Source organism: Yinghuangia seranimata (genome assembly GCF_029953285.1).
Lineage (GTDB): Bacteria > Actinomycetota > Actinomycetes > Streptomycetales > Streptomycetaceae > Yinghuangia > Yinghuangia seranimata.
The window spans coordinates 92,438-114,653 of record NZ_JASAOI010000010.1; the positions used below are offsets into that span (position 1 = coordinate 92,438).

General features: G+C 73.9%; 15 protein-coding genes. 4 read left to right on the forward strand and 11 right to left on the reverse strand.

Annotated features, from left to right (window positions below; translation table 11 throughout):
• Positions 1–55: 55 nt before the first annotated feature.
• The 5 genes from QI554_RS06705 to QI554_RS06725 form a co-directional block, all read right to left on the reverse strand.
• Positions 56–1,522 carry a hypothetical protein gene (locus tag QI554_RS06705; protein WP_281466937.1) on the reverse strand — a complete coding sequence of 489 codons (1,467 nt, stop codon included), beginning with the start codon at positions 1,520–1,522 and terminating at the stop codon, positions 56–58.
• Between the two features lie 540 nt (positions 1,523–2,062).
• Positions 2,063–3,331, reverse strand: a complete 1,269-nt coding sequence (locus QI554_RS06710; protein ID WP_281466939.1) for a hypothetical protein — start codon at positions 3,329–3,331, stop codon at positions 2,063–2,065.
• 896 nt (positions 3,332–4,227) lie between these two features.
• Positions 4,228–6,774, reverse strand: coding sequence for a hypothetical protein (locus QI554_RS06715; protein ID WP_281466941.1), 2,547 nt, complete (start codon positions 6,772–6,774; stop codon positions 4,228–4,230).
• 89 nt (positions 6,775–6,863) lie between these two features.
• Positions 6,864–7,556, reverse strand: coding sequence for a hypothetical protein (locus QI554_RS06720; protein ID WP_281466943.1), 693 nt, complete (start codon positions 7,554–7,556; stop codon positions 6,864–6,866).
• Complete coding sequence (locus tag QI554_RS06725; protein WP_281467428.1) at positions 7,553–8,587, reverse strand: C40 family peptidase; 1,035 nt, start codon at positions 8,585–8,587, stop codon at positions 7,553–7,555. The genes QI554_RS06720 and QI554_RS06725 overlap by 4 nt, the downstream gene beginning before the upstream one ends.
• 457 nt (positions 8,588–9,044) lie before the next feature.
• On the opposite strand from QI554_RS06725, the gene QI554_RS06730 reads away from it, so the two are divergent.
• The 3 genes from QI554_RS06730 (at position 9,045) to QI554_RS06740 (ending at position 13,547) form a co-directional block, all read left to right on the forward strand.
• A complete protein-coding gene (locus QI554_RS06730; protein ID WP_281466945.1) occupies positions 9,045–12,299 on the forward strand; it encodes a hypothetical protein in 3,255 nt (1,084 codons plus the stop codon).
• A gap of 173 nt (positions 12,300–12,472) precedes the next feature.
• Positions 12,473–13,087, forward strand: a complete 615-nt coding sequence (locus QI554_RS06735) for a DUF6461 domain-containing protein (protein WP_281466947.1) — start codon at positions 12,473–12,475, stop codon at positions 13,085–13,087.
• A 34-nt stretch (positions 13,088–13,121) separates the two neighbouring features.
• The gene (locus QI554_RS06740; protein WP_281466949.1) at positions 13,122–13,547 is read left to right on the forward strand and encodes a VOC family protein; all 426 of its coding nucleotides are present in this window, start codon (positions 13,122–13,124) and stop codon (positions 13,545–13,547) included.
• Here QI554_RS06740 and QI554_RS06745 read toward each other — a convergent pair.
• Complete coding sequence (locus QI554_RS06745) at positions 13,532–14,752, reverse strand: MFS transporter (protein ID WP_281466951.1); 1,221 nt, start codon at positions 14,750–14,752, stop codon at positions 13,532–13,534. The two genes, QI554_RS06740 and QI554_RS06745, sit on opposite strands and share 16 nt — an antisense overlap.
• Before the next feature lie 66 nt (positions 14,753–14,818).
• Here QI554_RS06745 and QI554_RS06750 point away from each other — a divergent pair, with 66 nt between their 5' ends.
• Entirely contained in the window at positions 14,819–15,361 is a 543-nt protein-coding gene (locus QI554_RS06750; RefSeq protein WP_281466953.1) for an ArsR/SmtB family transcription factor, read from the forward strand.
• Positions 15,362–15,439: 78 nt separating this feature from the next.
• On the opposite strand, the gene QI554_RS06755 is transcribed toward QI554_RS06750, so the two are convergent.
• The 5 genes from QI554_RS06755 to galT form a co-directional block, all read right to left on the reverse strand.
• On the reverse strand, positions 15,440–16,573 hold the full coding sequence (locus tag QI554_RS06755; protein ID WP_281466956.1) for an MBL fold metallo-hydrolase: 1,134 nt from the start codon (positions 16,571–16,573) through the stop codon (positions 15,440–15,442).
• A 220-nt stretch (positions 16,574–16,793) separates the two neighbouring features.
• Positions 16,794–18,701, reverse strand: coding sequence for a glycoside hydrolase family 5 protein (locus QI554_RS06760; RefSeq protein WP_281466958.1), 1,908 nt, complete (start codon positions 18,699–18,701; stop codon positions 16,794–16,796).
• A gap of 84 nt (positions 18,702–18,785) precedes the next feature.
• Positions 18,786–19,898: an aldose epimerase family protein gene (locus QI554_RS06765; RefSeq protein ID WP_281466960.1), complete on the reverse strand. Its 1,113-nt coding sequence runs from the start codon at positions 19,896–19,898 to the stop codon at positions 18,786–18,788.
• Entirely contained in the window at positions 19,895–21,079 is a 1,185-nt protein-coding gene (galK, locus tag QI554_RS06770; protein ID WP_281466962.1) for a galactokinase, read from the reverse strand. Before galK ends, QI554_RS06765 begins: the two co-directional genes overlap by 4 nt.
• Positions 21,076–22,167 carry a galactose-1-phosphate uridylyltransferase gene (gene galT / locus QI554_RS06775; protein ID WP_281466964.1) on the reverse strand — a complete coding sequence of 364 codons (1,092 nt, stop codon included), beginning with the start codon at positions 22,165–22,167 and terminating at the stop codon, positions 21,076–21,078. Before galT ends, galK begins: the two co-directional genes overlap by 4 nt.
• Positions 22,168–22,216: the final 49 nt, after the last annotated feature.

Sequence of the window (22,216 nt, forward strand, 5' to 3'; positions counted from 1 at the left end):
CCGATCCTGACACAGCGCTCCGACGAAGGTCTGCGCGGACGTGGGCGGACGGAGTCTACGGCTCCGGATTGCGCGGCAGCGGCGCCCGCGGAGCCGGCGCCGGGTCGACCGGCAACGACATCGGCGGCGACGGCGGCGCCCCGCCCGAGCCCTCACCGCCCGACAACCACTTCGGCGAACGCAAGGCGGCCGTCGCCCCACCGGACTGGGCCCCGCCCGACGCGCCGCCACCACCGTGCGCTGAAATCCCGGACGCCACAGCCCCGGCGGCCCCTCCCGCCGCCCCGACGCCACCGCCGGACGCCGACGGCGCGGCGTTCGCCGTACGACCGGCGTGCACACCCATGCCGGCCCGCACGGTCGCCGCCGTCCCACCCGTCAGCACCGCCGCGCCCTTCACGCCGCCGCTCATCTGCTCGCGGCCCTGCCGCAGCGCCGCCAGGTCGTCGCCGAACGCCGGAATGAACCGGTACACCATCACCGACGCGTAGATCGCCAGGAACATGATCGCCAGCCCGGTCAGCACCCCGCCGAGCTTGTCGTCTCCCCCACCGGTGCTCGCCGCCATCGCCAGCCCCAGCACGATCACGATGATCGGCTTCGCCAACAGAATGGCCACCATCATCCCGGCCCAACGCCGCACCTGGCCCCACATGTTGCGGTCCACCATCCCGGCGTACACGACGGTGCCGAGGATCGCCCCGACGTACAACAGCGCGGCCCGCACCAGCAGTTCGATCCACAGGATCATCGCCGCCAGGATCGCGAACATCGACACAAAGATCAGCGTGACGGGGCCGCCGCCGAGGCTGTTCGGGTCCAACCCCTTCGAAAACCCGTCCAGGAAACGGTCCGTGTCCTGCTGCGTGCCCGTCGCGATCGCCGCCGTGATGGAGTCCACGACGGCAACCAGCAGATGCAGCACGGCCGGCGTGAACGCCGACGCCATGACCGCCAGCCACAAATACCCGACGGCCTCCCCGATCGCCGTCCCGAGCGGCACCCCGCGAATCGCGCGCTTGGTGACCGCGACCATCCAGACAATGAGCGTCAGAAACGCGGACGCGGCGAACACGACGGCGTACTGCTTGAGGAACCCGGGGTTCGTGAAGTCGACGCTGGTGGTCGCGTTGATCGCCTTGGCAAGCTTCTGAATGAACCAAACCGCCGCCTCGGCGGTCGACTTCGCGATGGAGCCGAGGGGGTCGGTGGCGAAGCTCAACGGAGTGCTCGTACGGCTCTGGCACTCCTCTTTGGCCGGGCTCGGAAGCTGCGAGCAGAAGTCCGCACCACCGCCGCCCGGTCCCGGCGTGGCCGGAGGGGTGGGCGTAGGCGTGGGTGTCGGAGTCGGAGTCGGAGTCGGCGCCTTCTGCCACACGGTGACGTCGCCCGTGGCCCGTGCGACCGCGACCGCGTCACCCGGAGCGGCCGCCGCTGTCGTGCCACCCAGCAGGAACGCCCCCATGACGGCCAGCAGCAGCACAACGACCGGGCGGAGCCAGGTGTGCGGTCGGTCGGTCATACGAACTCCTGCGTGGTGGGAACGTCATGCGCTGTTCAGGATCCCGTGTGCGGGCCGTCGGATGTCACGGAGGTGGCTTTTCCCCCGCTGCCGGCCCGCGGCAGGGTATGGGCTCTTCGCACGTGCGGAGGACGCGACGCCAACCGGCCGTCCGCAGGCCCGAACCGGCCTTGTGGCGACGCCCGGAGCAGCCGGTCCAGGCTGCGGGCGGGAAAACACGAAAGGAGGCTTCGCGCACGGGTTCACGCGTCTCCGGGCGACCCGGGATCGCGCGCCCTGCCGCTCCGCCAGGCCCCGACGGAGTGTGGACGCGGCCGACCGAGAACCGTGCGAGGGAAGCGGGGTCACCGCTGTTCAGCCCCACGCGGCGCTGTGGAGTGTAGCCGCGTTCCGACACCGCCCCACGCGCTGCGGCGCGCGGCCCCAACAGCGGAACTGACGCCGCCGAGCGGACGCGTCCCGGGCGAACCCCTACCGCGGCGTTCGGGTGGGTTAAGTCCGACGACGGCGACGGAGCCTGCCGTTCACGTCTGGCGCCGGTCATGGTGTTCCTTGTGCGGGGGTGGCGGGGGCCGGGGTGATGGTGGCGGTGTAGGTGACCGGGGCCGAGGTGGTTGGAGGCGTGGTCGGGTGCGGGGTGGCGGGCGGCGTGGTGGGGGCGGGTTTCGGGGTCCCCGGGGCGGGGGTCTGTGGGGCGGGATCGTGTGGCTGGGCCGGGGCGGGCGTCGTCGGTTGCGTTGGCGCGGGGTCAGGCTTCTGCGGTACCGGAGTTGGCGCCTGAGGCTGGGTGCCCTGCGGCTGGTTCGGCGTGGGCGTCTCCGGGACGCCTGGGGCCGGCTTCGCGGGCGTGGTGGGTGGCGTGGCCGGCTTCGCCGGGGTGGTCGGGTCCGTCGGCGCGGGTGAGGTCGGCTCGGTGGGGGTGGTCGGAGTCGTGGGCACCGTCGGTTTCGCCGGAGCAGCCGGGGTTTCGGGCTGCGTCGGTACGGCGGGCGCTGTCGGGGCTTCTGGCTTCGCCGGAGCGGCTGGGGTGGTCGGCGTCTCAGGATTCGCGGGAGAGGCCGGGGTGGTCGGCGTTTCGGGCTTCGTCGGCGCGACTGGCGTCGTCGGGGTCTCGGGCTGCGCCGGGGCGACGGGGGTGGTCGGGGATTCCGGCTGGGGAGGGGTCTCAGGCTTTGCGGGGGCCGGGGGTTGGGGCGGGGCGGCCGGGGGCTCCGGTGGGGTCGCGGGGAGGAGGGGTGGGAGGGGGATGACCGGGCGGGTCGGGGCGGTGGGTTTGGCCGGGGGTTTGGCGGCGGCGGGCTTGGCGGGTGGTTTGGGGGCGGCCGGGGGCTTGGCGCGGCCGGCGGGGGGTTCCTGGGAGTCGTCGACGGGGGGTACGACGGGGCTGACCGGGGCCGGTATCGGGTCGACCGGCTTGGGGGCGGGCGGGAGTTCGGGGACCTCGGGGACGGACGGGCCGCGCGGGGTGTCGGGGCGGCCCGGGAGGTCGGCGGCGGGCGCCGGGAGCGGGAGGTCGTCGGGGAGGAAGGGGCCCATCGGTGCCGGCCCGCCTCGTGCGTCGGCGGCCGGGGCGAGGGGTGCGGGGCCGGTGGTGCCGCCCGGCGCCGCGCCTGGCAGCGGCTGGGCGGCGGGCAGGGGTTGGGCGGCTGCGGGCAGCGGGAGGTCGTCGGCGACGAACGGGCCGAACGCCACGAGGGCTTGGGCGCCTTGCGGTTGGCCGGTTCCGACCGCCGTGCCGGTGCCCGGGGCGATGCCCGGGGCCTGCTGGTAGTCGGCGGCGAGGACGGGTTGGCTCGTGGGCCCGGGCACGGCGAGCCCGCCCTGCGAGGCGGCGGCGTCGGACGCGGGCCCCGGCAGCGGTTGGTCGGCGGGGGCGACCGGGCCGCGTGCAGTGACGGGCAGCGGTGCGGCGGGGGCGCCGGGGAGCGGCGCGGTGGCGGACCCCGGCGCGGCAGGATTGTCCGGACGTCCAGCGCCTTGACCGGAGTTGGTGCCGCCGTGGGCCGTCCCCGCGCCGGTGCCGACCGATGTCCCGGAGCCGGTGCCGACGGAAGTCCCCGCGCCAGGACCGGTCCCGGCGCCGACGCCGGTCCCCGCTCCTGTGCCGGTTCCGGGGCCGGATCCCACTCCTGTGCCCGTCCCAGGGCCCGTCCCGGTCTGCGGCTCGGTGCCGGGCGCCTGGCCCGCAGTGCCGCCCTCAGCAGGCCCCGCAGGCGGCTGCGCCGGTGCGGTGGGTGACGTCGGTGCGGAAGGGGCGCCAGGTGCCGTCGGCGTCGTGGGCACCGGCGTTCCCGGGCCCGGCTGCGGAACGCCCGCTGCGCCGCCCGGCACTTGAGGCGCCGCCGGCGGGGTGGTGGCGGCCGGGACCGTGGGTACGTCGTTCGGCGCGGGCCCCGGTCCGCCGCCCGTCGGCGGGCCCGACTGCCCCGGCGCCGGGGCTGGTTCGGGGCCCGCTTCGGCGTGTGCGGCGCCCGCCGATGAGAACGCCGCCACGGTCAACGACACCGACACGGCCGTGGTGATCAGCTTGCGTCGCAGCGCGTGGTCCATGCGCGGACTCCTTGTCCGTGGGGCTGGCCTGGCGGGGTTCGTCGGATCCGGTGGTGGGCTCGAAGGGCGTTCGGTCGTCGGGGCGTTCGGTCGTCGGGGCGTTCGGGTCGTCGCGGTCGTTCGGGTCGGTCCTGTGGTTCCGGTCGTGCGGGCCGTCACGACGTCCCCGCCTTGCCCGCGCCCGTGCCGCCCGACGGTGCGGATCCGCTCGCGGCGGGGCCGTTCTGCTCGGGGGTGAGCGCGTACAAGGTAGGGGTCGAGGACGGTGTGGCGTCGAGGATGAGCAGCAATCGGCCAGTGGGCGCCCCCCACGGGAGCGGCACTCCGGTGCCCAACGAGGTGGGCGGTCGGTTGGGATCGGTGGCGTCCAGTACGTAGTTCGTCTGCTGATCGGTTCCGGTCAGTCCGTACAGGAGGTTGCCCCAACCGATGACCGGTGCGAACCCATTACGTACCGCGGCTTTTCCGGCCTTGAGGTCGTAGACGAGCGAGCCGATCGCGGCGGCCTGTCCGTCGGCGCCCCACACCCACGCGGTCTTGCGCATCTGTTCGAGCGGCGCGTCGGCGGTGATCTGCGCCTGGCCTGTGTCGGCGTCGTACATGACGACGGTGACCGTAGCGGCGTCCGGGCCGCTCCACATCACCGCGACGCGCCCGTGTCCGGCGGCGGCGATGCGGAAGATCGTGGCCCCGGTGCGCGGTGGCACGGGCGTGACGGAGACCGGCTCCTGACCCGGAACGGCGTGCCACCACTGGCCGGACGGCACCGCGGAGATCACCGTCGTGCCGTCCGCGGCCATCGCGGTGGCGCCCGCCGGGACCTTGGCCTCGACGGTCTTGCCGTCGGTGACGACCAGCGCGCCGGTGCCGACGGTCACGAGCGGCGAGTCGCCCGCGTACGTGACGACCGCGCCGTCCGGAAGGTCGAGCGTCGTGGGTGCGGCGGACCCGTCGGCGGGCGCGTAGATGAGTTTGCCGCCGACCTGGACGAGGACGGACGGCGTGCCGCCCACGCTCGCCATCCGCACGCCACGGTGTTCGCCCGCCGGAAGGTCGAAGCCGCGGCGGACGCGCCCGGTCGCGGGGTCGAGCACGGCGACCTTGTTGTCCGTCGTGATGACGGCGACGGCGGTCGTCGACGCCGCGATGGTCGGCGCCTTCGCGCTCGGCGCGGCCACCTTGACGAGCCAGGCCGCCTTCTTCGACCAGCCGGGCGGGGCCTGCGCCGGGAGCACCGGCGTGGTGTCGACGGGCGGTTGGGACGTCGCGCCGCCACCGGACGGGGTCGGGGACTGCTTCGTGCCGCCGGAGCCACCGCCGCGGTGCACCACCGCGAGCACGACGAACGCCGCGACCAGCACCGCGAACACGACGGCCACGATGACCAGTCGGCGGAACAACGGGGTGTGCCGCGCGCCTTCCTCCCAGCCGTTCTCCTCGCCCTGGTAGCGGATGAAGCGCTGCTGGGTGTCCTCGACGTCGTCGTCGGGCGTGTGGGACGTCGTACGGGCCGCCGCGGCGGCCGATGCCTGGTCCCACGGCGCGCCCTCGGTGACGTACGCCGCGGCCGGGAACGGGTCGGGCTCGAAGTCCGGTGCGGGCGCCCGTTCGTACCGACGCGGGACGGTCGGGGCCGCGGGCGGCGGCGTGGGTGACGCGGGCGGAACGGGCGGCGCCGACGCGGTCTCCCGCTGCCACGGCGCCTCGGAAGGCACAGCGGACGGCGACGCGGGCGGGGCCGCGTGCTGGGCGGCGGGCCGGGTGACCGTCGGCACGCCGTACGGCGCGGTCTCGGGCCCGGGCTCCGGCTCACGCCGCTGCGGAACGCGCGGCTCGACACGCGTCTCCGGCGCGGGCGGCGGCGGCACGGCGGCGAACGAGCCGGACAGCACCTCGGTCACGGACGGTGTCGGCGCGGCGGCCGGCTCCGGCGAGGCGCCGTGAGCCCGCGTCGTGCCGTGCCGGTCCGAACCCACTTCCGAGGCCGAGTCCGTCGCGGCTTCGCGTGCCGCGTCAGGCGCGGAATCGATGTGGCCAGCCGGATCCCATGCCCCCGCCGGTTCCGGCGAGGCGCCCTGAGCCCGCGTCGTGCCGTGCCGGTCCGAACCCGCGTCCAGGGCCGGGGCCACGTCCGAGACCGGAGCCGGGGCCGAGACCGGCGCCGGAGCCGAGGCCGTCCTGGCTTCGCCTCCCTCGTCCGGCGTGGATTCGGTGTGGCCCGCCGACTCCCACGCCGGCACGACCGTGGACGCGGTCTCCCAAGCCCCGGTCGCCGGGTCGGCGGTGCTCCTGCGCACCATGCCCGTGACGGCCCCGAACGACCCCGTCGACGTGCCGGGTTCGTCCTCGTCCTCGTCCTCGGCGGCAGCGGGCTCGGCGGCGGTCCGCGGCACCTCAGGCGGCGGTGTGTCAGCCGCGGGCGTCGCAGCGGGCAACTCGTCGGTCGACGGCCACGACGTAGCCTCCGCACGCGGCGCAGTCGCCTCGGCCGCCGTCGGCGCAGCCGCCGACGCCTCGGCCGCCGTCGACCCAGCCGCCGTCGCGTCCGTCGCCGCCGCGTCGGCCTCCCCGGAACGCTCCCCCGTCCGCTCCGACCCCGACCCGCCCGCGGCCGGGTCCGGCTCGTCGTCCAGGTCCCGCAGCCACGCAGGCGTCGGCAGGTCGCCGAACCCCGAGCCGGGGGCGTTCCTTTCGTTGCCCATCCGTTCCCACCCCACCCTTCGTCACCCCGTTCACCGCGACGCGTCGGACCGTCTCGTCCGGCCGCCGCACGCCGCGTTCCCGACCGCCATCAGGAGCGCAGCAGCAGATCCGACACCCGCCAAGGGTCGTTCGCCGTCGCCCTGGCGAGTGTCACAAACGCGATCACGGTCGTCGGCTCCCCTTTCCATCCGTCCCGTCCCACCGGGGTGTACCGCACGATCCACTGCCGGTATGCGGCCGTCGGCTGGTCGGACGGTGTCTCCTCGTGTCCGGCCTCCAGCGCGGTCGTCGTGTACGCCTTGTGCGACGCCCAGGTCGTCCATCCCGCGCCGGGCGCGCCGACCACGGTGTGCTGGCGCTGGGACGCGGCGAACTTCGGGGTGAGCCACGGTTCGGCGCGCACCGCCGCGTCCTGTGCCGTCGTGTCGGTCGTCGTGTCGTACGTGAACAGCACCGTCAGCGCCGCCTGCGACACCGCGCCCGGGTCGTTCTGCGCGGTCTTGTCGAGGGACGGCAGCGGGAGGGTCGGGGTCGCGGTGCCGCGCGGGATCGGTTCGGCCGGCGGCACCGACACCGGCGAGGGGCTCGCCGACGTACCGGACGCGCTCGTGGCCGCGGTCGCCGCCGCGTCCCCACCGCGCGACGTGGTCTCCTTGCCGACCAGGTCGCAGCCGCCGAACAGCGCCGCGCCCACCAGCAACGCGACGAACGCCAGCACCGCGACCGCGCCGCGCATGCCGCCCGCGCCTCCGGCGCCGCTGCTCATGCCCGGTCCGCTCACCCGAACCTCCTGACCTGCCATGTGGCGCCGGCGTAGAAGGCGTCGGTCAGGCTCGAGATCTTGACCTGGTCGCCCGGCTTGGGGGCGTGCACCATCTGTCCGTTCCCGATGTAGATGCCGATGTGTCCGTAGTCGCCGTTGTTCTTCAGATCAAACCCGATGACGTCGCCGGGCTGCATCACCGCGAAGTCGCGCGGGACGGCCTGCCCCATCGTGACCTGGATCTCCGACGAGTGCGGCAGCGAGATCCTGCCGCCTGACGCCTGGTAGATCGCGTAGATGACGAGCCCGCTGCAGTCGAAGCCGAGAATGCCCGCGCCGGTCGGCCCGAAGCCCTCCGAGGGGCCGTCGACGTCGCCGCCGCCCCACGAGTAGGGCAGGCCGCGCTGTTGCAGCGCGACCGAGACGACGGTGGCGCCGAAGCCCGTGCCTTGCGGGACGTTCGGGACGATCGACTGGTACTTGTCCATCAGGGCGCGGATGGTGCGCACGTAGCCCTGGGTCTCGGCGAACGGCGGTATGCCGCCGTACTCGACGATGCGGTTGGGGCCCGCGTTGTACGCCGCGAGCATGAGGTCCTGGATGTTGCCGTGCGCGCGCCCGGAGTCGACGTAGCCGCGCACCTGGGCGGCCAACGCGCAGTCGTAGTGGGCGGCGGCCAGTATCGCGTCGGCCGGGCTCCACACGCTCTTGGTGCCGTCGCCGTCGCCGTCGGTCGCCCACGTCGCCCATGTGCCGGGCATGAACTGCGCGATGCCCTGGGCGCCGACCGGGCTGACGATCAACGGGTCCCAGCCGGACTCCTGTTCCATCTGCGCGGCCAGCAACTGCGGCGTCACCTCGGGGCACACCTGGCCGGCCTTGGCGATCCACTGGCGGTATTGGGCGGGTACGCGAGCCTCGTTGTACAGCGCGTTCAGCGGGCCCGCAACGCTCGACGCGGGCAGTCCGCCGGCGATCGCGGCGATCACGAGGAGTCCGCCGACGATCACGACCAACGGGAAGGCCAGGAAGCCGCCTACGGCCTTCATCGGCGTCACGGCGCACCACCCGGGAACGGGCTGCGGCCGGGCACAACGCCGGCGACCCTCGGGTCACGTACCGCCTTCGCCGCAGTCGACCGTGCGAACGGTGCCAACCGTGTATGACGCGCATACCGCATGGTGCCCCCGATCCCCCGGCGGTCCGCGCAGGGCGGTGCCCGGCCCACCGAAAAGCGTCACGCCGATCTCGTTCGAGTCCGATCCAGCCCTCGGTTCCGCCATCCTGCCCCGACGCCACCCCCGTGTGTCCAGCCGGTGTACCTCCGACCACCCCGAACCGCATAAGCGTGCGAGACGTAGGGCATTGTGCCCGGTATCCGGCCAACTCGCGGCCACTACCGGAAGGTTGGACGCGGGGACGGCCGTTCGGGCATACCGGGTGCATCGGGACGTGCGGTAGGTTCCCGCTGCTGGCCGGAATCGCGTCATCGCGCGGGGGTAGGCAATGTCCAGGCAGAACAGCGCGGAAAACGGGATCGCGGACCACGGACGCGGGCACCACGGCGCGGCGGAGCGCCGGGGGTTCGTGCTGCTCGTCGCCGGGGTCGGTCACGGGCGGCGCAAAAGCCGCCTGTTGGAGGACTCGGAGGCGGCGCTCGCGGGCTGGGTCGGGCTCCCGCCGCAGATCCTCGTCCCCGACGCACCGGCCGACGTCGTGCAGTTGCCGGCCGGTTCGGGGCCGCAGACGGTACGCGGATACCTGGAGCGCGCCTCGGTCACGCGCGGCCCGGTCCTGGTCTTCCTGACCGGGCACCTGATGCCGGACCGACGCGGCGAACTGCACGTCACGCTGCGCGACTCGACGTCGAACAGCGTGCGCTACGACGGACTGCCGTGGGCCTGGCTCGCCGAGACCCTGCGGATCCGCGACCCGCGCGAGACCCTCGTGATCGCCGACCTGACGGCGTCCGAGGAACTTCGGGGGCAGGTGTACGCGTCCCCGGGCGTACTCGCCGACCGGCTGCCGCTGTGGGGCGTGCTGACCCCGTCGCCGACGCACCACGAACCCGCGCACGCCTTCACCCGCACGCTGACGGTCGCCGCGCGCCGCGGCTTCATCGGATGCCCGGCGCTGGTCGACGCGGCGACCATGCACCCCGAGGTCTTCAGCCGAGCACAACTTCCGGCCGCGACGGTGCAGATCGTCCCGCCTCCGGGGACCGCGCTGGCGCTGGTGAACCGGCTTCCGGCGGAGGACACGACGCAGTACGTGGTGTCTCTGACCCCGACCGGCACGCCGACGGCCGCACGCCCGGCGAACGGGGGCGGACCGGCCGCGTGGCCGCAGCCGCAGGCACAGATGACGGTCACTCAGCCGGCGCCGACCGTACGGCGGTCCGACGAGGCCGCAGCCACGCGGCAGGCCGAGACGACGGGACCCGACGCGGCCGAGACGATGCCGACAGGCCCGGCGTACGCGCTGCCGATGTGGCGGCATCCACAACCCGCCGACGACACACGGGAGTCGGCCGAACCGTCGGCCGAACCGGCCTGGACGCAGGCCGCCGCCTCCCCCGCCGAACCCGCGCCCAGCACTCAGCCGCGGCAGCCCGAGTTCCCTTCGCCGGCCGCGGCCGACCTCGAGGACGACCCGCTGTGGGACGAAGCGACGACCGAGGTCCTGCCGGTGGTGCAACCGGAGGAAACCGCCGCACAGGCGCACGGCATTCACGCGCCGGCCCCGGATTCGGGCTCGTCGGACGGACGCGGCGTCGGCAAATGGGTGCCGTCCGCGCGTTCCTCCGCCGACGCCGGATCCGCCGCCGACCACGTGGGTGCCCCCTCGTCCGCCGCGGCTCCCCGGTCGGAGAGCCCCGACCGTTCGGCGACGCACGCGGCGGCCGCCGGGCCGTACCTCTACCGGCAGCGCGTCCACGAGCTGCGTGGTCTCGTCTCCGGCGGACAGCACGACGTCGCCCTCGACCTCGTGCGCGAGCTCGCCCACGACATGGAGGCGCGGTACGGCCTCGGCCCCGAACACCGCGACACGTTGGACGCGTTGGAAACGTGGGCCTGGCTCGCCGCCCGGGCGGACCACGTCGGCGAGGCGGTAGAGGTCTACACGGAGACGGCGCGCCGCAGCGCCCGCATCCACGGTCCCGGCCACGCCACGACCCGTGCCGCCGCCGACGCCGCGTACACGCTGTGGCTTCGTGTCAGCGACCTCGAGGAGGCCCGCGCGTCGGGTCCGGCCGTCGTGGCGCTGCGCGAACTCGTACTCGGGCCGAACGCCCGGGCCCGCGAGTCCGCCGCGGAGCATCTGGCCACGCTGGCGGCGCCCGTAGCCGAGCCGGCCGCGGCGACGCCGTCCCGCGAAGCTCGGGCGCCCGACACCACGCCCGAGGCCGAACCCGAGGCTACGACGGCTCCCGGGCCCGACCCGGCCCCCGACGCGCGCGAGGAAACCTTCCCGCCGCCACCCGAACTGCGGGAGGCGCTGGCGGACATAGCCGCGATCGCCGCCGACGGCCGGTACGCCGAGGCGTTCGGCGCCGCCGACGCCGTGATCGACGCGCTGACCGCCGACGTCGGCCGGGACCACCCCCACACACTGAACGTCCGGGAGATCCGGGCGTATCTGACCGCCGAGGCGGGCGACGTCGCCGACGCCGTCGAGGCGTACCTCGGCATCGCCAAGGCCCGGCTGGCCGCGGGCGGGTCCGATCACCCGGACACGGTCGCGGCCGTCGACAACGCGCACGCGCTGTGGCTGCGCCTGGCCGATCCCGAGGACGCTGCCGCCGCCGAGGCGTCGGGCCGTCGCCTGGTCGCCCTGCGCGAGCACGTGCCGGGCCCCGGCGGTCGCGGGCTGGCGGGGGCGAAGGCCCGCATGGCGGCGCTCGAACCGGCCCTCAGCGAGAGCGAAGCCGACCACGCGCCCGAACCGAAGCCGGAACGCGCGTCCGAAGCCGGCTTCGAACCCGCCGTAGCGGACGCCGAATCCGAGCCCGAGCGCGAGCCCGAGCCCGAGTCCGGACCCGGGCCCGAAGCCGAATCCGAAGCGGCGACGGAACCCGCGCCCGAATCCACCGCGCCGGAGCCCGCATCCGCGACGGACCCCGACCCCGAACCGGCCGTCCTGGCACCGGAACCGGACCCGGAACCCGAACCGGACCCCAATCCGGAACCGGAGCCCGAACCCACAACGGATCACGCCCCCGCCCCCGTCGCGCCCGAACCCGAACCCGCGACCACCCCCGCCTCCGAGCACCCCGAGCCCGACGCGCCCCACGAGGACCCGGCGCCCGAACCCCCCGTCGCCCCGCCCCCCGCCGAGGTCCGCGCGTACCTCGCCGCGATCAAGGAGGCGACGGCGCACGAGAACCACATCGAGGCCCTCACCCTCGCCGAGGAGCTGACCCGCGGTGTCGAGGCGCGGCACGGGCCCGCGCATCCGTACACGCTCAACGCGTACGAGGTGCGCGCGCATCTGACCGCCGCGGCCGGTCTGTTCGCGACGGCCGCGCGCGAGTACGCGGCGCTCGCGCAGCGCGTCGCGGCGGCGGTGGATCCGGACGCTCCCGGCGCCCGTTCGGCCGCCGACGCCGCACAGTCGCTGTGGCTGCGGCTCGGCCGTACCGACGCGGCGCGTACCCTCGGTCCGGGGATAGTCGATCTGCGGAGGATCGTCCCGGGTCCGGACGGCGCCGCGCTGGATGCTGCGCGCGACCACCTGAGCGTGCTCATTTCCGGCGATTGATGAACGAAAGGCGTCGCCGCCTATCACACTTTTGATCGACTGACGGCGATACCGCACCGTTCGAGCGACCGGTTTCTGGGTAGACGGGTGTTCGCGTTGCGTGAACCACCCGCGTCTGTCGCACCCGGCGGGCATGCTGGAGTGGGGACGATCACGACAAGCTGGAGGGTCCGATGCTGGACACGCTGGTGGAGCGTTACCGGTGGGCGGAACAGGACGGTCTCGTCGCACTCACGATCACCGTCGTCGCAGGCCGCACCGAGGACGAAGTGGTCCGGGCGTTCGGCGGAGGCGGCCAAGCGGCACGCCGCCTCATGACGTTCCGCCAGATCGGCGACATGCTGGCCCTCCCCGAGGCCGGCTCCCTCCACCCCATGCTCATCGTCTCGACCGGCACCTGCGTGGTGACGATAGAGAACACCGGCTACCACGGCAGCATCCCGGAGATCGCCCGGCGCGCGTCCGCGGGCGGCGGCCGGTTCTTCAGCGCGTACTGGGACATGCACGGCGACCACCAGGTGATGTACGCGGAAGACGGCGACGTGCGCGTGGTCTTCGACCCGGTCGACACCCGGCGGATACCGGCCGGGGCCGCGGTCCCGCTGCCGCGTTGGGCGGAGGGCGTGCGGCCCGACACCGAGGCGCCGGGCGCGTCGTGCCTGGCGCTCATGGAGCGGGTCATGCGGGTGCGGATCGACCGGGACTGGATGGTCAAGCCGCTCAGCGCGGTCATCCTGCCCGACCCGGCTACCATGTTCGACGATCCGGAGGCCGCCTGGCTTCCGTAGCTTTGTCCCGTTTCGACGGTAAGGACGTGTCGGCGTGCAGGCGACCATCGACCACCTCGTCATCTGGGTCGAAGACCAGCTGCGTTCGCTCGACTTCTACGAGCGCGTGGTGGGTTTCGAGGGCGTGCGCGCCCAGGAGTTCCGGGACGGCGACGCGCCGTTCCCCAGCGTGCGGGTGTCCCCGACGGCGATCGTCGACCTGATGGCCAAGTCCGGAGCGGCGAAGATCGACGAGAACTTCAAGACCCCGGGCGCGTCCGGGCACCCCGTGAACCACCTGTGCATCGCTCTGCCGTTCGCCGACTACGAGGCGCTGCGCACGCGGGTCGAGGCCGACGGGGGCGACACCTCGGTCGGCATCACCGACTCGTTCGGCGCGCGCGGGTTCGCGCCGCGGACGTTCTACTTCACGGACCCGGACGGCAACGTCCTCGAGGCCCGCCACTACGACGAGGACTGAGCCGCGAGGACGGCGGCCCGGCGTACGAGCAGGCCGCCGGCCAACGCTGTGACCACGACCGCCGCGGCGAGCACCGCCCGGTAGTCCACGACCGCGACGAGCCCGGCGCCCGCACCCGCGGCGACGGCGTTCGGGGCGAAAACGACGGTTCCCGCGGTCGCCGCCACGCGCCCGACCAGCCCTTCGGGTGTCCGGTTCTGGACCGCGGTCATGGCCGCGATGATCACGCACGGCAGGCCGACGCCGACCAGCGCGCTGCCGGTCAGCACGAGGGTCGTGTCGCCGAACGCCCGTATCGCGACGCCGACTCCGAAGACGGCGATCCCCGCCGCCGCGAAGCCTCGTTCGGACAGGCGGCGCATGAGCGGGCCGGCGAGCACACCGCTGAGCACGGACCCGGCGCCCTGGACGGCGTACAGCACGCCCGCGAACTCGGGGGCGCGCTCGAGGCCTTCGTCGACCACGGCGTAGACCGCCGCGCCGTTGAGCCCGGCCGCCGCCATGGTGAGCGCCCCGGCGCCGACCAGGCGGCGCAGGGCGGGGTGGGACCACAGGTAACGAACACCTTCGACGGTGTCGCGACGCCAGCTCCGGTCGGACTCGGTCTCCACCGACGGCTCGCGCCCGGCGCGTTCGACCCGCACGCACGTGAACGCCAGCGCCGCGACCGCGAACGTCGCCGCGTCCAGCGCCGCCACCGCATGGCCTCCGTACCGCGCGAACAGCCCCGCGCCGGCGAGTGGGGCGAGGAGCTTCATGCCTTCGTTCGCGGTCATGCGCAGGCCGTTGAAGTCCCCCCGCACCTCGGCCGGAACGGTGGTGGCGACCAGCCCCGCCTCGGCGGCGTCGAGCAGCACGCCGCTCACCCCGTAGACGAGCAGCACCCCGAAGACGATCCCCACCTGGTCCTCGGACCGCACGCCGAGCAGGACGCACAGCACCAGCCCCATCGCGAGGTTGCCGCGCACCAACAGGCGGGCCCGGTCGACGCGGTCGGCGGCGACGCCGATGACCGGCCCGAACAGCGTGGGCAGCCAGAGGCACACGCCGGTCAGCGCGGCGAGCGCGTTCGAGTCGGTGAGGGTCTTCACCCACACGCCCGAGGCCAGCACCATTGCGGACGTCCCGAACCCGGACACCACCACGCCGCCGAGATAGAGCCCGGCGTTTCGGTCCCGCAGCACGCGGACAGCACCAGTCGTCATGCCGGACGAGGCTGCCGCGACCACGACCTCCAAGTCAATGCTTGGCGGTTGTGGTTGACTGTGTGCATGCCACGGCAGCCGAAGACCAACGACCCGGTGCTGCGCGCCCTCGCGCACCCGACGCGGCTGCGGATGATGTCCCTGCTGTGGGCCACGCCGCAGTCCGCCGCCGAACTCGCCCGCGAACTGGGCGTCTCCCAGGCCCTGGCCAGCCACCACCTGCGGACGCTCGACGCGGCCGGGCTGCTGGTCCTCACCGAGACCCGGTCGACCCGGGGCGGCGCCGAACGCCGCTACCAGGCCGTCCGCGGAACCCCGCTGGCGGACCAGCAGGTCGACATGCCCCTGCTCGCCGAGACGCTGGCGCACAACCTGCGCGAGCGGGCGGGCAGACGCGCCCCGGACGCCCCGGGGGTCACGACCGACGCCGAACTGTGGCTCAAGCCGGCCGACTGGGACGCCCTCCGCACCCGCCTCGCCGCCCTGATGACCGAACTCCACGAAGCCGCCCACGCCCCTCACGCCGAGGGAACCGTGCCGATCGGCGGGACGGTGGTGCTGTTCCTGATGACGGACGAGCCGGCGCCGCAGCCGACCCCGGAGTCCTGAGCGGGCACGCACGGCTGCGCCGGGCGGACCACCTCGACCCACCTCGACGGGGGGTGGCCGGGCCCGCGGGCCCGCGGCTCAGGCGTGGATCGGCGCCTGCCCCGTCAGCTCCCACCAGGCCGACAGCTGCGGGGCGTCCGCCACGTCCACGCGGTCGCCCGGGCGCGGCACGGCGATCCGGACGTCCCTCGCCTTGGCCTCGCCCCACAGCCGGTTCACCGGCTCGGTCCACGCGTGGAACGCCAGGTTGAAGGTCGCCCAGTGCACCGGCAGCAGCAACTCCCCACCCAGGTCCAGGTGGGCGTTGACCGCCTCCTCCGGGTTCATGTGAATGTCCGGCCAGTTCTCGCTGTAGGCGCCGATCGGCATCAGCGTCAGGTCGAACGGGCCGTGCTCCGCGCCGATCCGGGCGTAGCCGTCGAAGTAGCCCGAGTCGCCCGCGTAGAAGACCTTGTGCGCGTCACCCGCGATCACCCACGAGCCCCACAGGGTGTCGTTCCTCCGCAGCGTCCGGCCCGAGAAGTGCCGGGCCGCGGTCGAGGTGAAGGTCAGGCCCGCGACCTCCGCCCGTTCCTCCCAGTCGAGTTCGATGATCCGCTCGTCCGGCACGCCCCAGCGCTGCAGGTGGGCGCCGATGCCGAGCGGGACGAGGAACGGCGCGGTGTGCGCGGCCGTCAGGGCCAGGACGGTGGCCCGGTCGAGGTGGTCGTAGTGGTCGTGGGAGATCAGCACCGCGTCGACGGACGGCAGGGTCTCCAAGGCGACCGGCACCGGGTGCAGCCGCGCGGGGCCGACCAGCTGCGACGGCGAGACCCGCTTGCTCCACACGGGGTCGAGCAGCACCCGCCGTCCCTCGATCTCGACGAGGGCGCTGGCGTGGCCGTACCAGACCACGCTGAGCCCGTCCCGCCCCGCGGCCGGGGTGTCCGGCGTCGCGACGAGCGGCACGGGCCCGGCCGGGCGGCGGTGCTCCTGCTCCCGCATCAGCTGCCAGAACAGTCCCGGCGAGTTCTGCGGCTGCACGAGGCTCGCCGGCACCGGGTTGTGGAACGCGCCGTCGCGGTAGCGCGGCGAGCGCAGCATGCGTTCGAGCCGTTCGCCCTCTGCGGTGCCGCCCAGCTCCGCCGGGACGTTCCGCAGTGCGGCCCATCCCGCGACGGCGAGCGCCGCGCCGCCTACCGCCAGTCGTCGTGCCGTCTGACGTCCTGCCATCGGCCGCACACTCCTCGCCCGCAGATGATCCGTAGATCAGCAATATCGTTGTAGGTCATCAACGACTCGCGCGGCCGTAGTGTTCCCGGCCTCTCCGGACACGACGACATCGGCCGCGCGGTCCCGCCAAGGCGGGTCCACGCGGCCGATGCGGTCGAGCACGGATCAACGGATCAACGGTTCACAGGCTCGCCCACGGGTCGGGCGCACCGGTCCCCCGTCAGAGCTTCCGGCACAGCATCCCGTCCGGCGTCTTGCCCTTGGCGTACGCCCCGGTGAAGGCGATGCCGGCCATGTACTCGTCCGTGCCGCACTGGCCCTTGTAGTTGCCGGACGCGAACTCGCCGCCGGGGTTGCCGGCCGGGCGGTTGTCGCCCCGGTCGAACCACACGGTCCGCCCGGTCGTCGGCAGCGCCCGGTTCGCGGTCGCGCACAGCACACCGGACACGGCCTGCCCGCGCACGCTGTAGCCGATCATGAACTGGTTCTGCCCGCACTGGAACTTGGTGTAGCCGCCGGCCCAGTCGCCCTGCTGGACGTAGCGCTCGTCCTGCACCACGGTCAGCGGCGCGGACGTGGCGGACAGCCCCGCCGCACCCGCGTCCGTGCACAGCCCGCGGCCGTCCTTGTGGGACACGCCGATGACCCGCTGCCCGTCCGGGCACACGCCCTTGCGCGCGCCCGAGTCCCAGTCGCCCTGCGCCTTCACCCGTGCCGACTCGACCTGGTCGCTGTGGTCGAGGTCGAGCATGTCCCAGGTGTCCACGGCCGCGACGGGCCCGGTCTTGCCGGAGGCGTTGACCAGGCGCTGCCAGTCCGTGACCCGCCAGTCGCCGCCGTCGAGGATGCCCGAGCGGTTGCCGGCGGTGTCGTAGTCGAGCAGGTTCCACGGGTTCTGCCCGGCGAAGCCGACGGCCGGCCAGTACGCGAAGTCCGTGTCGTTCGCGATCAGGTAGTCGACGAAGTTCGCGAACCACGTCCGGGACTGCGGGTTCGTGTCGTCCGCGCCCACCCCGAACTCACTGATCCAGACCGGCGCCGTGTAGTGCTGCCCGGTGTCGGCCGCCACGAAGAACGCCTGCCGCTGCAGCGTCGCGAACAGGTCGCCGCGGCTGAACTCGCGGTAACGCGGGTCGTGGGTCTCGCCCGTGCCGGTCGCGCCGGTGTGGTTCGGGCCGGTGTAGCCGTAGAAGTGCGCCGAGTACACCAGCTTGTTCGACGCCACCAGCGTGTGCGACAGCGTCCGGGTCGGCTCCAGCGTGGGCCGCCAGTGCGGGAGCCCGTCAGCCGGGACACCCTGCCAGTTGATGCCTTCGATGACGATCAGCAGGTCCGGGTCGGCCTCCGTGAGGATGCGGTCGGCCACGTGCTGGGACGCGGCGTACCAGTCGTGGCCGTCCCCCCAGCCCCAGTTCGCGTCGTCGGTGATGGTGCGCCGGACCTCGTTGTACAGGTCGGCGCCGACCACGCGCTTGTTGTCCTTGTACCGCTTGGCCATGAACAGCCAGTCGGCTTCCCACTGGTCGGTCGACTGGCTGGTGTTCCAGCGCTCGTTCCCGTCGAGGCCGCAGCACCAACGCGAGGTGTTGGTGTGGTTGTTGAGCACGACGGCGAAGCCTTCGGCGGTGGCCGCGGCGACGACCGCGTCGTACACCTGGAGCGGGGTCTTACCGCGCAGCTGCGGGTTCGCCGCGACCGAAGCGTCGGAGACCGGGGTGGTGTCGTGGAGCATCTGGTTGGAGAACGGCAGCCGGAAGCTGTTCACCCCCAGCGCGTGGAAGTCGGCGAGGATCTTCGCGATCGGCGCCCGGTCGACGCCGAGCGGCATCTCGTCGGACTTCTCCCGCGAGTTGTGGTTCGCCGGGTCGTTGATGTCCCCTGACCCGGTCCACGAGCCTTGTGCGCCGTGCCAGTTGGCGGACTTCAGCTTGAAGCGGTTCCCGTCGGCGTCGACGATGTAGCGCCCGCGCGTGCTCAGCGGGCCCTTCCACGTGTCGGCGAGCGGTACGGAGGCGGCCGCGGCCGTGCCGGTGGCGCCCTGATCCGGTGTCGCGGCGGTCACGGGCGCGGCGAGCGCCCCCACCAGCAACCCGCCGGCCAGCACGGACCGCAGCAGGTGTCTCTTCACGGTGTCCTTCACAAGTCCCTTCGCGGAGTGGGATGGAGAGGGTTTCAAATGCTCAGGTGCTCAGGTGCTCAGGTGCTCAGGTGCTCAGGTGCTCAGGTGCGTGAAGCGGTAGTGCGTGGTGGAGCGGTGGACCTCCCCAGGGCGCAGCGCGGCCGTCGGGTACTCGGGACGGTTGGGCGCGTCGGGGAAGCGCTGGGTTTCCAGGCACACGGCGGCGTGCGGGGCGAACGGCGCGCCGAGGGCGTTGGAGGTGTACACCTGGAGGCCGGGTTCGGTGGTCCACGTCTCGAGGGTCCGGCCGGACGCGGGGTCGGTCAGCGTGGCGGCGTGCCGCAGGGCGGGTCCGGATCCGCCGTCACCGCCTTCGTCACCGCCGTCGCGCAGCACGAAGCAGTGGTCGAGTCCGCCGGCCGCCGCGGTCTGCGGGTGGTCGGCGCGTACCGGGTCCCCGAGCGGGGCCGCGGCGCGCAGGTCGAACGGGGTCCCGGCGACCGGCTCGGGCGGGCCGTACGGTATGCCCTCCCCGTCCACCGGCAGGTACGCGTCGGCGGCCACCGCGAGCCGGTGCCGCAGCACGTCGCGGCCGCGCCCCTCGAGGTTCCAGTACGCGTGGTGGGTCAGGTTGACGACGGTCGTCCGGTCCGCGGTGGCCCGGTAGTCGAGTGCGAGCGTCCCGGCCGTGTCGAGCCGGTAGGTGACCTCGGCGTCGAGCCGCCCGGGGAAGCCCATGTCGCCGTCGGGGCTGCGCAGCCGGAGCCGGACGCCCGCCTGCCCCGGCTCGGTGAAGCCGACGCCGGACCACACCCGGCGGTGGAAGCCGTCGGGGCCGCCGTGCAGGGTGTGGCCGCGGTCGTTGCGCGGGAGCTCATACGCGACCGCGTCCAGCGTGAACGTGCCTCGGGCGATGCGGTTGGCGTAGCGGCCGACGACCGCGCCCAGGTACGCGTCGTCCACGGCGTAGTCGAGCACGCGGGGCAGCCCGAGGACGACGTCGTCGGCGAAGCCGTTCTTGTCGGGGACGCGGCACGAGCGCATGACCGCGCCGTACGAGATCACCTCGACGCGGACGCCGGCCGGGTTCTCCAGGATCCAGCGGTGTACGGGCGTGCCGTCGGGCGCGGACCCGAACGGCTCCTGCCGGACGGTGGGTTCGCCCGCCGCGGAGGGTGCGGCCTGTTGGTGGACGCCGTCGCTCACTCTCCCGCCCGCCCCGTCCCCGCGGAGGCGCCGGACGCCGCCGGGACGTCCACCGCGTGCGCGCCGTCCGCCGCCACGACCGGGAACAGCGCCGGTTCGGCGAGCCGCCGCCGCTCCGCGGTGGCCGTGACGACCTGGGCGAGGCGGTCGCGCTGCCCGGTGTCGACCAGCGCGATGACCGAGCCGCCGAAGCCGCCGCCGACCATGCGCGCGCCGTGCGCGCCCGCCGCGAGGGCGGCCTCGACGGCGGTGTCGAGCTCCGGCACCGTCACCTCGTAGTCGGTGCGCAGCGAGTGGTGCGACGCGGTGAGCAACGGGCCGATGGCCCGCGGGTCCTCGCCCGCGTCGAGCAGCCCGATCGCGGTGAGCACACGCTCGTTCTCGGTGACGACGTGGCGGACGCGCCGTGAGGTGACGGGGTCGAGGACCGCGAACGCCCGGGCCAGGTCGTCGATTCCGATATCGCGCAGCGCGGACACGCCGAGGATGTCGCAGGCCTTGGCGCAGCTGCGGCGGCGCCTGGCGTACTCGCCGTCGACGAGCCGGTGCGGGGCGCGCGTGTCGATGACGATGATCTCGAGCCCGTAGGCGGTGAGGTCGAACGGGACCTGACGGGTCGCCATGTCGCGGGTGTCGAGGAACAGCGCGTGCCCGGCGCGGGACAGCATGGCCGCGGACTGGTCCATGATCCCGCACGGCATGCCGACGAAGTCGTTCTCGGCGGCCTGCGCGATCCGTACCAGCGTCAGCGGGTCCTGTGCCAGCCCCCACAGTTCGTCGAGCGCCGTCGCGACGGCGACCTCCAGCGCGGCCGACGACGAGAGACCGGCGCCCTGCGGGACGTTCCCGTCCAGGTGGATGTCGACGCCGGCCACCGGGAGGCCACGCCGCTTCATCTCCCAGACGACGCCCGCGGCGTAGGCCGCGCCGCCGCGCACGATGCCGGGCGCCAGGACGTCGAGCGGGACGACCGCGGGGTCGCCGCCGATCTGGGCGGACGCGATGCGCAGCAGCCCGTCCGTACGGGGCGCCACACTCGCGGTGACCCCGTAGGAGATGGCGGCGGGCAGCACGAACCCGTCGTTGTAGTCGGTGTGTTCGCCGATGACGTTGATGCGCCCGGGGGCCCGCCAGGCGAGCTTCGGGAGGCCGCCGAACGCGTCGGCGAAGGTGGCGGTCATCGCGTCCCCTCCGGGCCGGCGCCGGCCGCGCGCAGCATCTCGGCGGCCCGCTCCGGCGCGATGTCGTTGATGAAGACGTCCATGCCGGACTCGGTGCCGGCCAGGTACTTGAGCTTCTCCGGGGCGCGCCGCGACGAGAACAACTCCAGGTGCAGCCACGCCAGTTCGCGGTCCGCGCCGCGCACGGGCGCCTGGTGCCAGGCGGCGATGTACGGCATGGGCACGCCGTAGACGCCGTCGAGCATGCGCAGCACGTCCAGGTAGACGCGGGCGAGGTCGTCGCGCTCGGCGTCGTCCAGCCCGACGAGGTCGGCGACGCGGCGGTTCGGGTACAGGTGGATCTCGAACGGCCAGCGCGCGGCGATCGGGACGAAGGCCGTCCAGTGCCTGGTGCGGGCCACGACGCGTACCTGCGCGAGGACTTCGGCGGCCAAGCGGTCCGCGAACAGGTCCCCGCCGGTGGCCTCGCGGTGGGCGCGGACGACGTCGAGCGTGCGGCGGACCCGTGGCGGGACGAACGGCAGGGCGTAGATCTGCCCGTGCGGGTGGGACAGCGTCACGCCGATCTCGATGCCGCGGTTCTCGAAGACGTAGACGTGCTCCACGTCCGGGAGTTGCGACAGCGCCTCGGTGCGGTGCGCCCACGCGTCGACGACCGTGCGGGCGCGCTCGGGGGTCAGCTTGCCGAACGACGAGTCGTGGTCGCTGGTGAAGCACACCACCTCGCAGCGGCCACGGCCCGCGCGGTGCTCGGAGCCGGGAGGCGGCTCCGGGACGTCGAGGGCGAGCGAGGGAAAGCGGTTCTCGAACACGGCCACGTCGTACGCGGGCGCGGGGATCTCGGTGCGCCGCTGCGGGGTGGACGGGCACAGCGGGCACTGGTCGTCGCTGGGCAGGTGGGTGCGGCCCTGCCGGTGGGCGGCGATCGCGACCCACTCGCCGCGCAGCGCGTCGTACCGCAGTTCGGTCGCGGTGGCGACCTCCGGCAGCACGCGCCGGTCGGCGGGCACGCCGGCCTCGGGGGCCGTCTTGTCGTAGAAGTAGATGAGCTCGCGGTCGTCGGCGAGCCGCGTCTCGATCAGGTCCATCGGGCCTTCCTCCCCTGGGGTCCTGCGCGGATGGTTTCCGGTCGGGCGC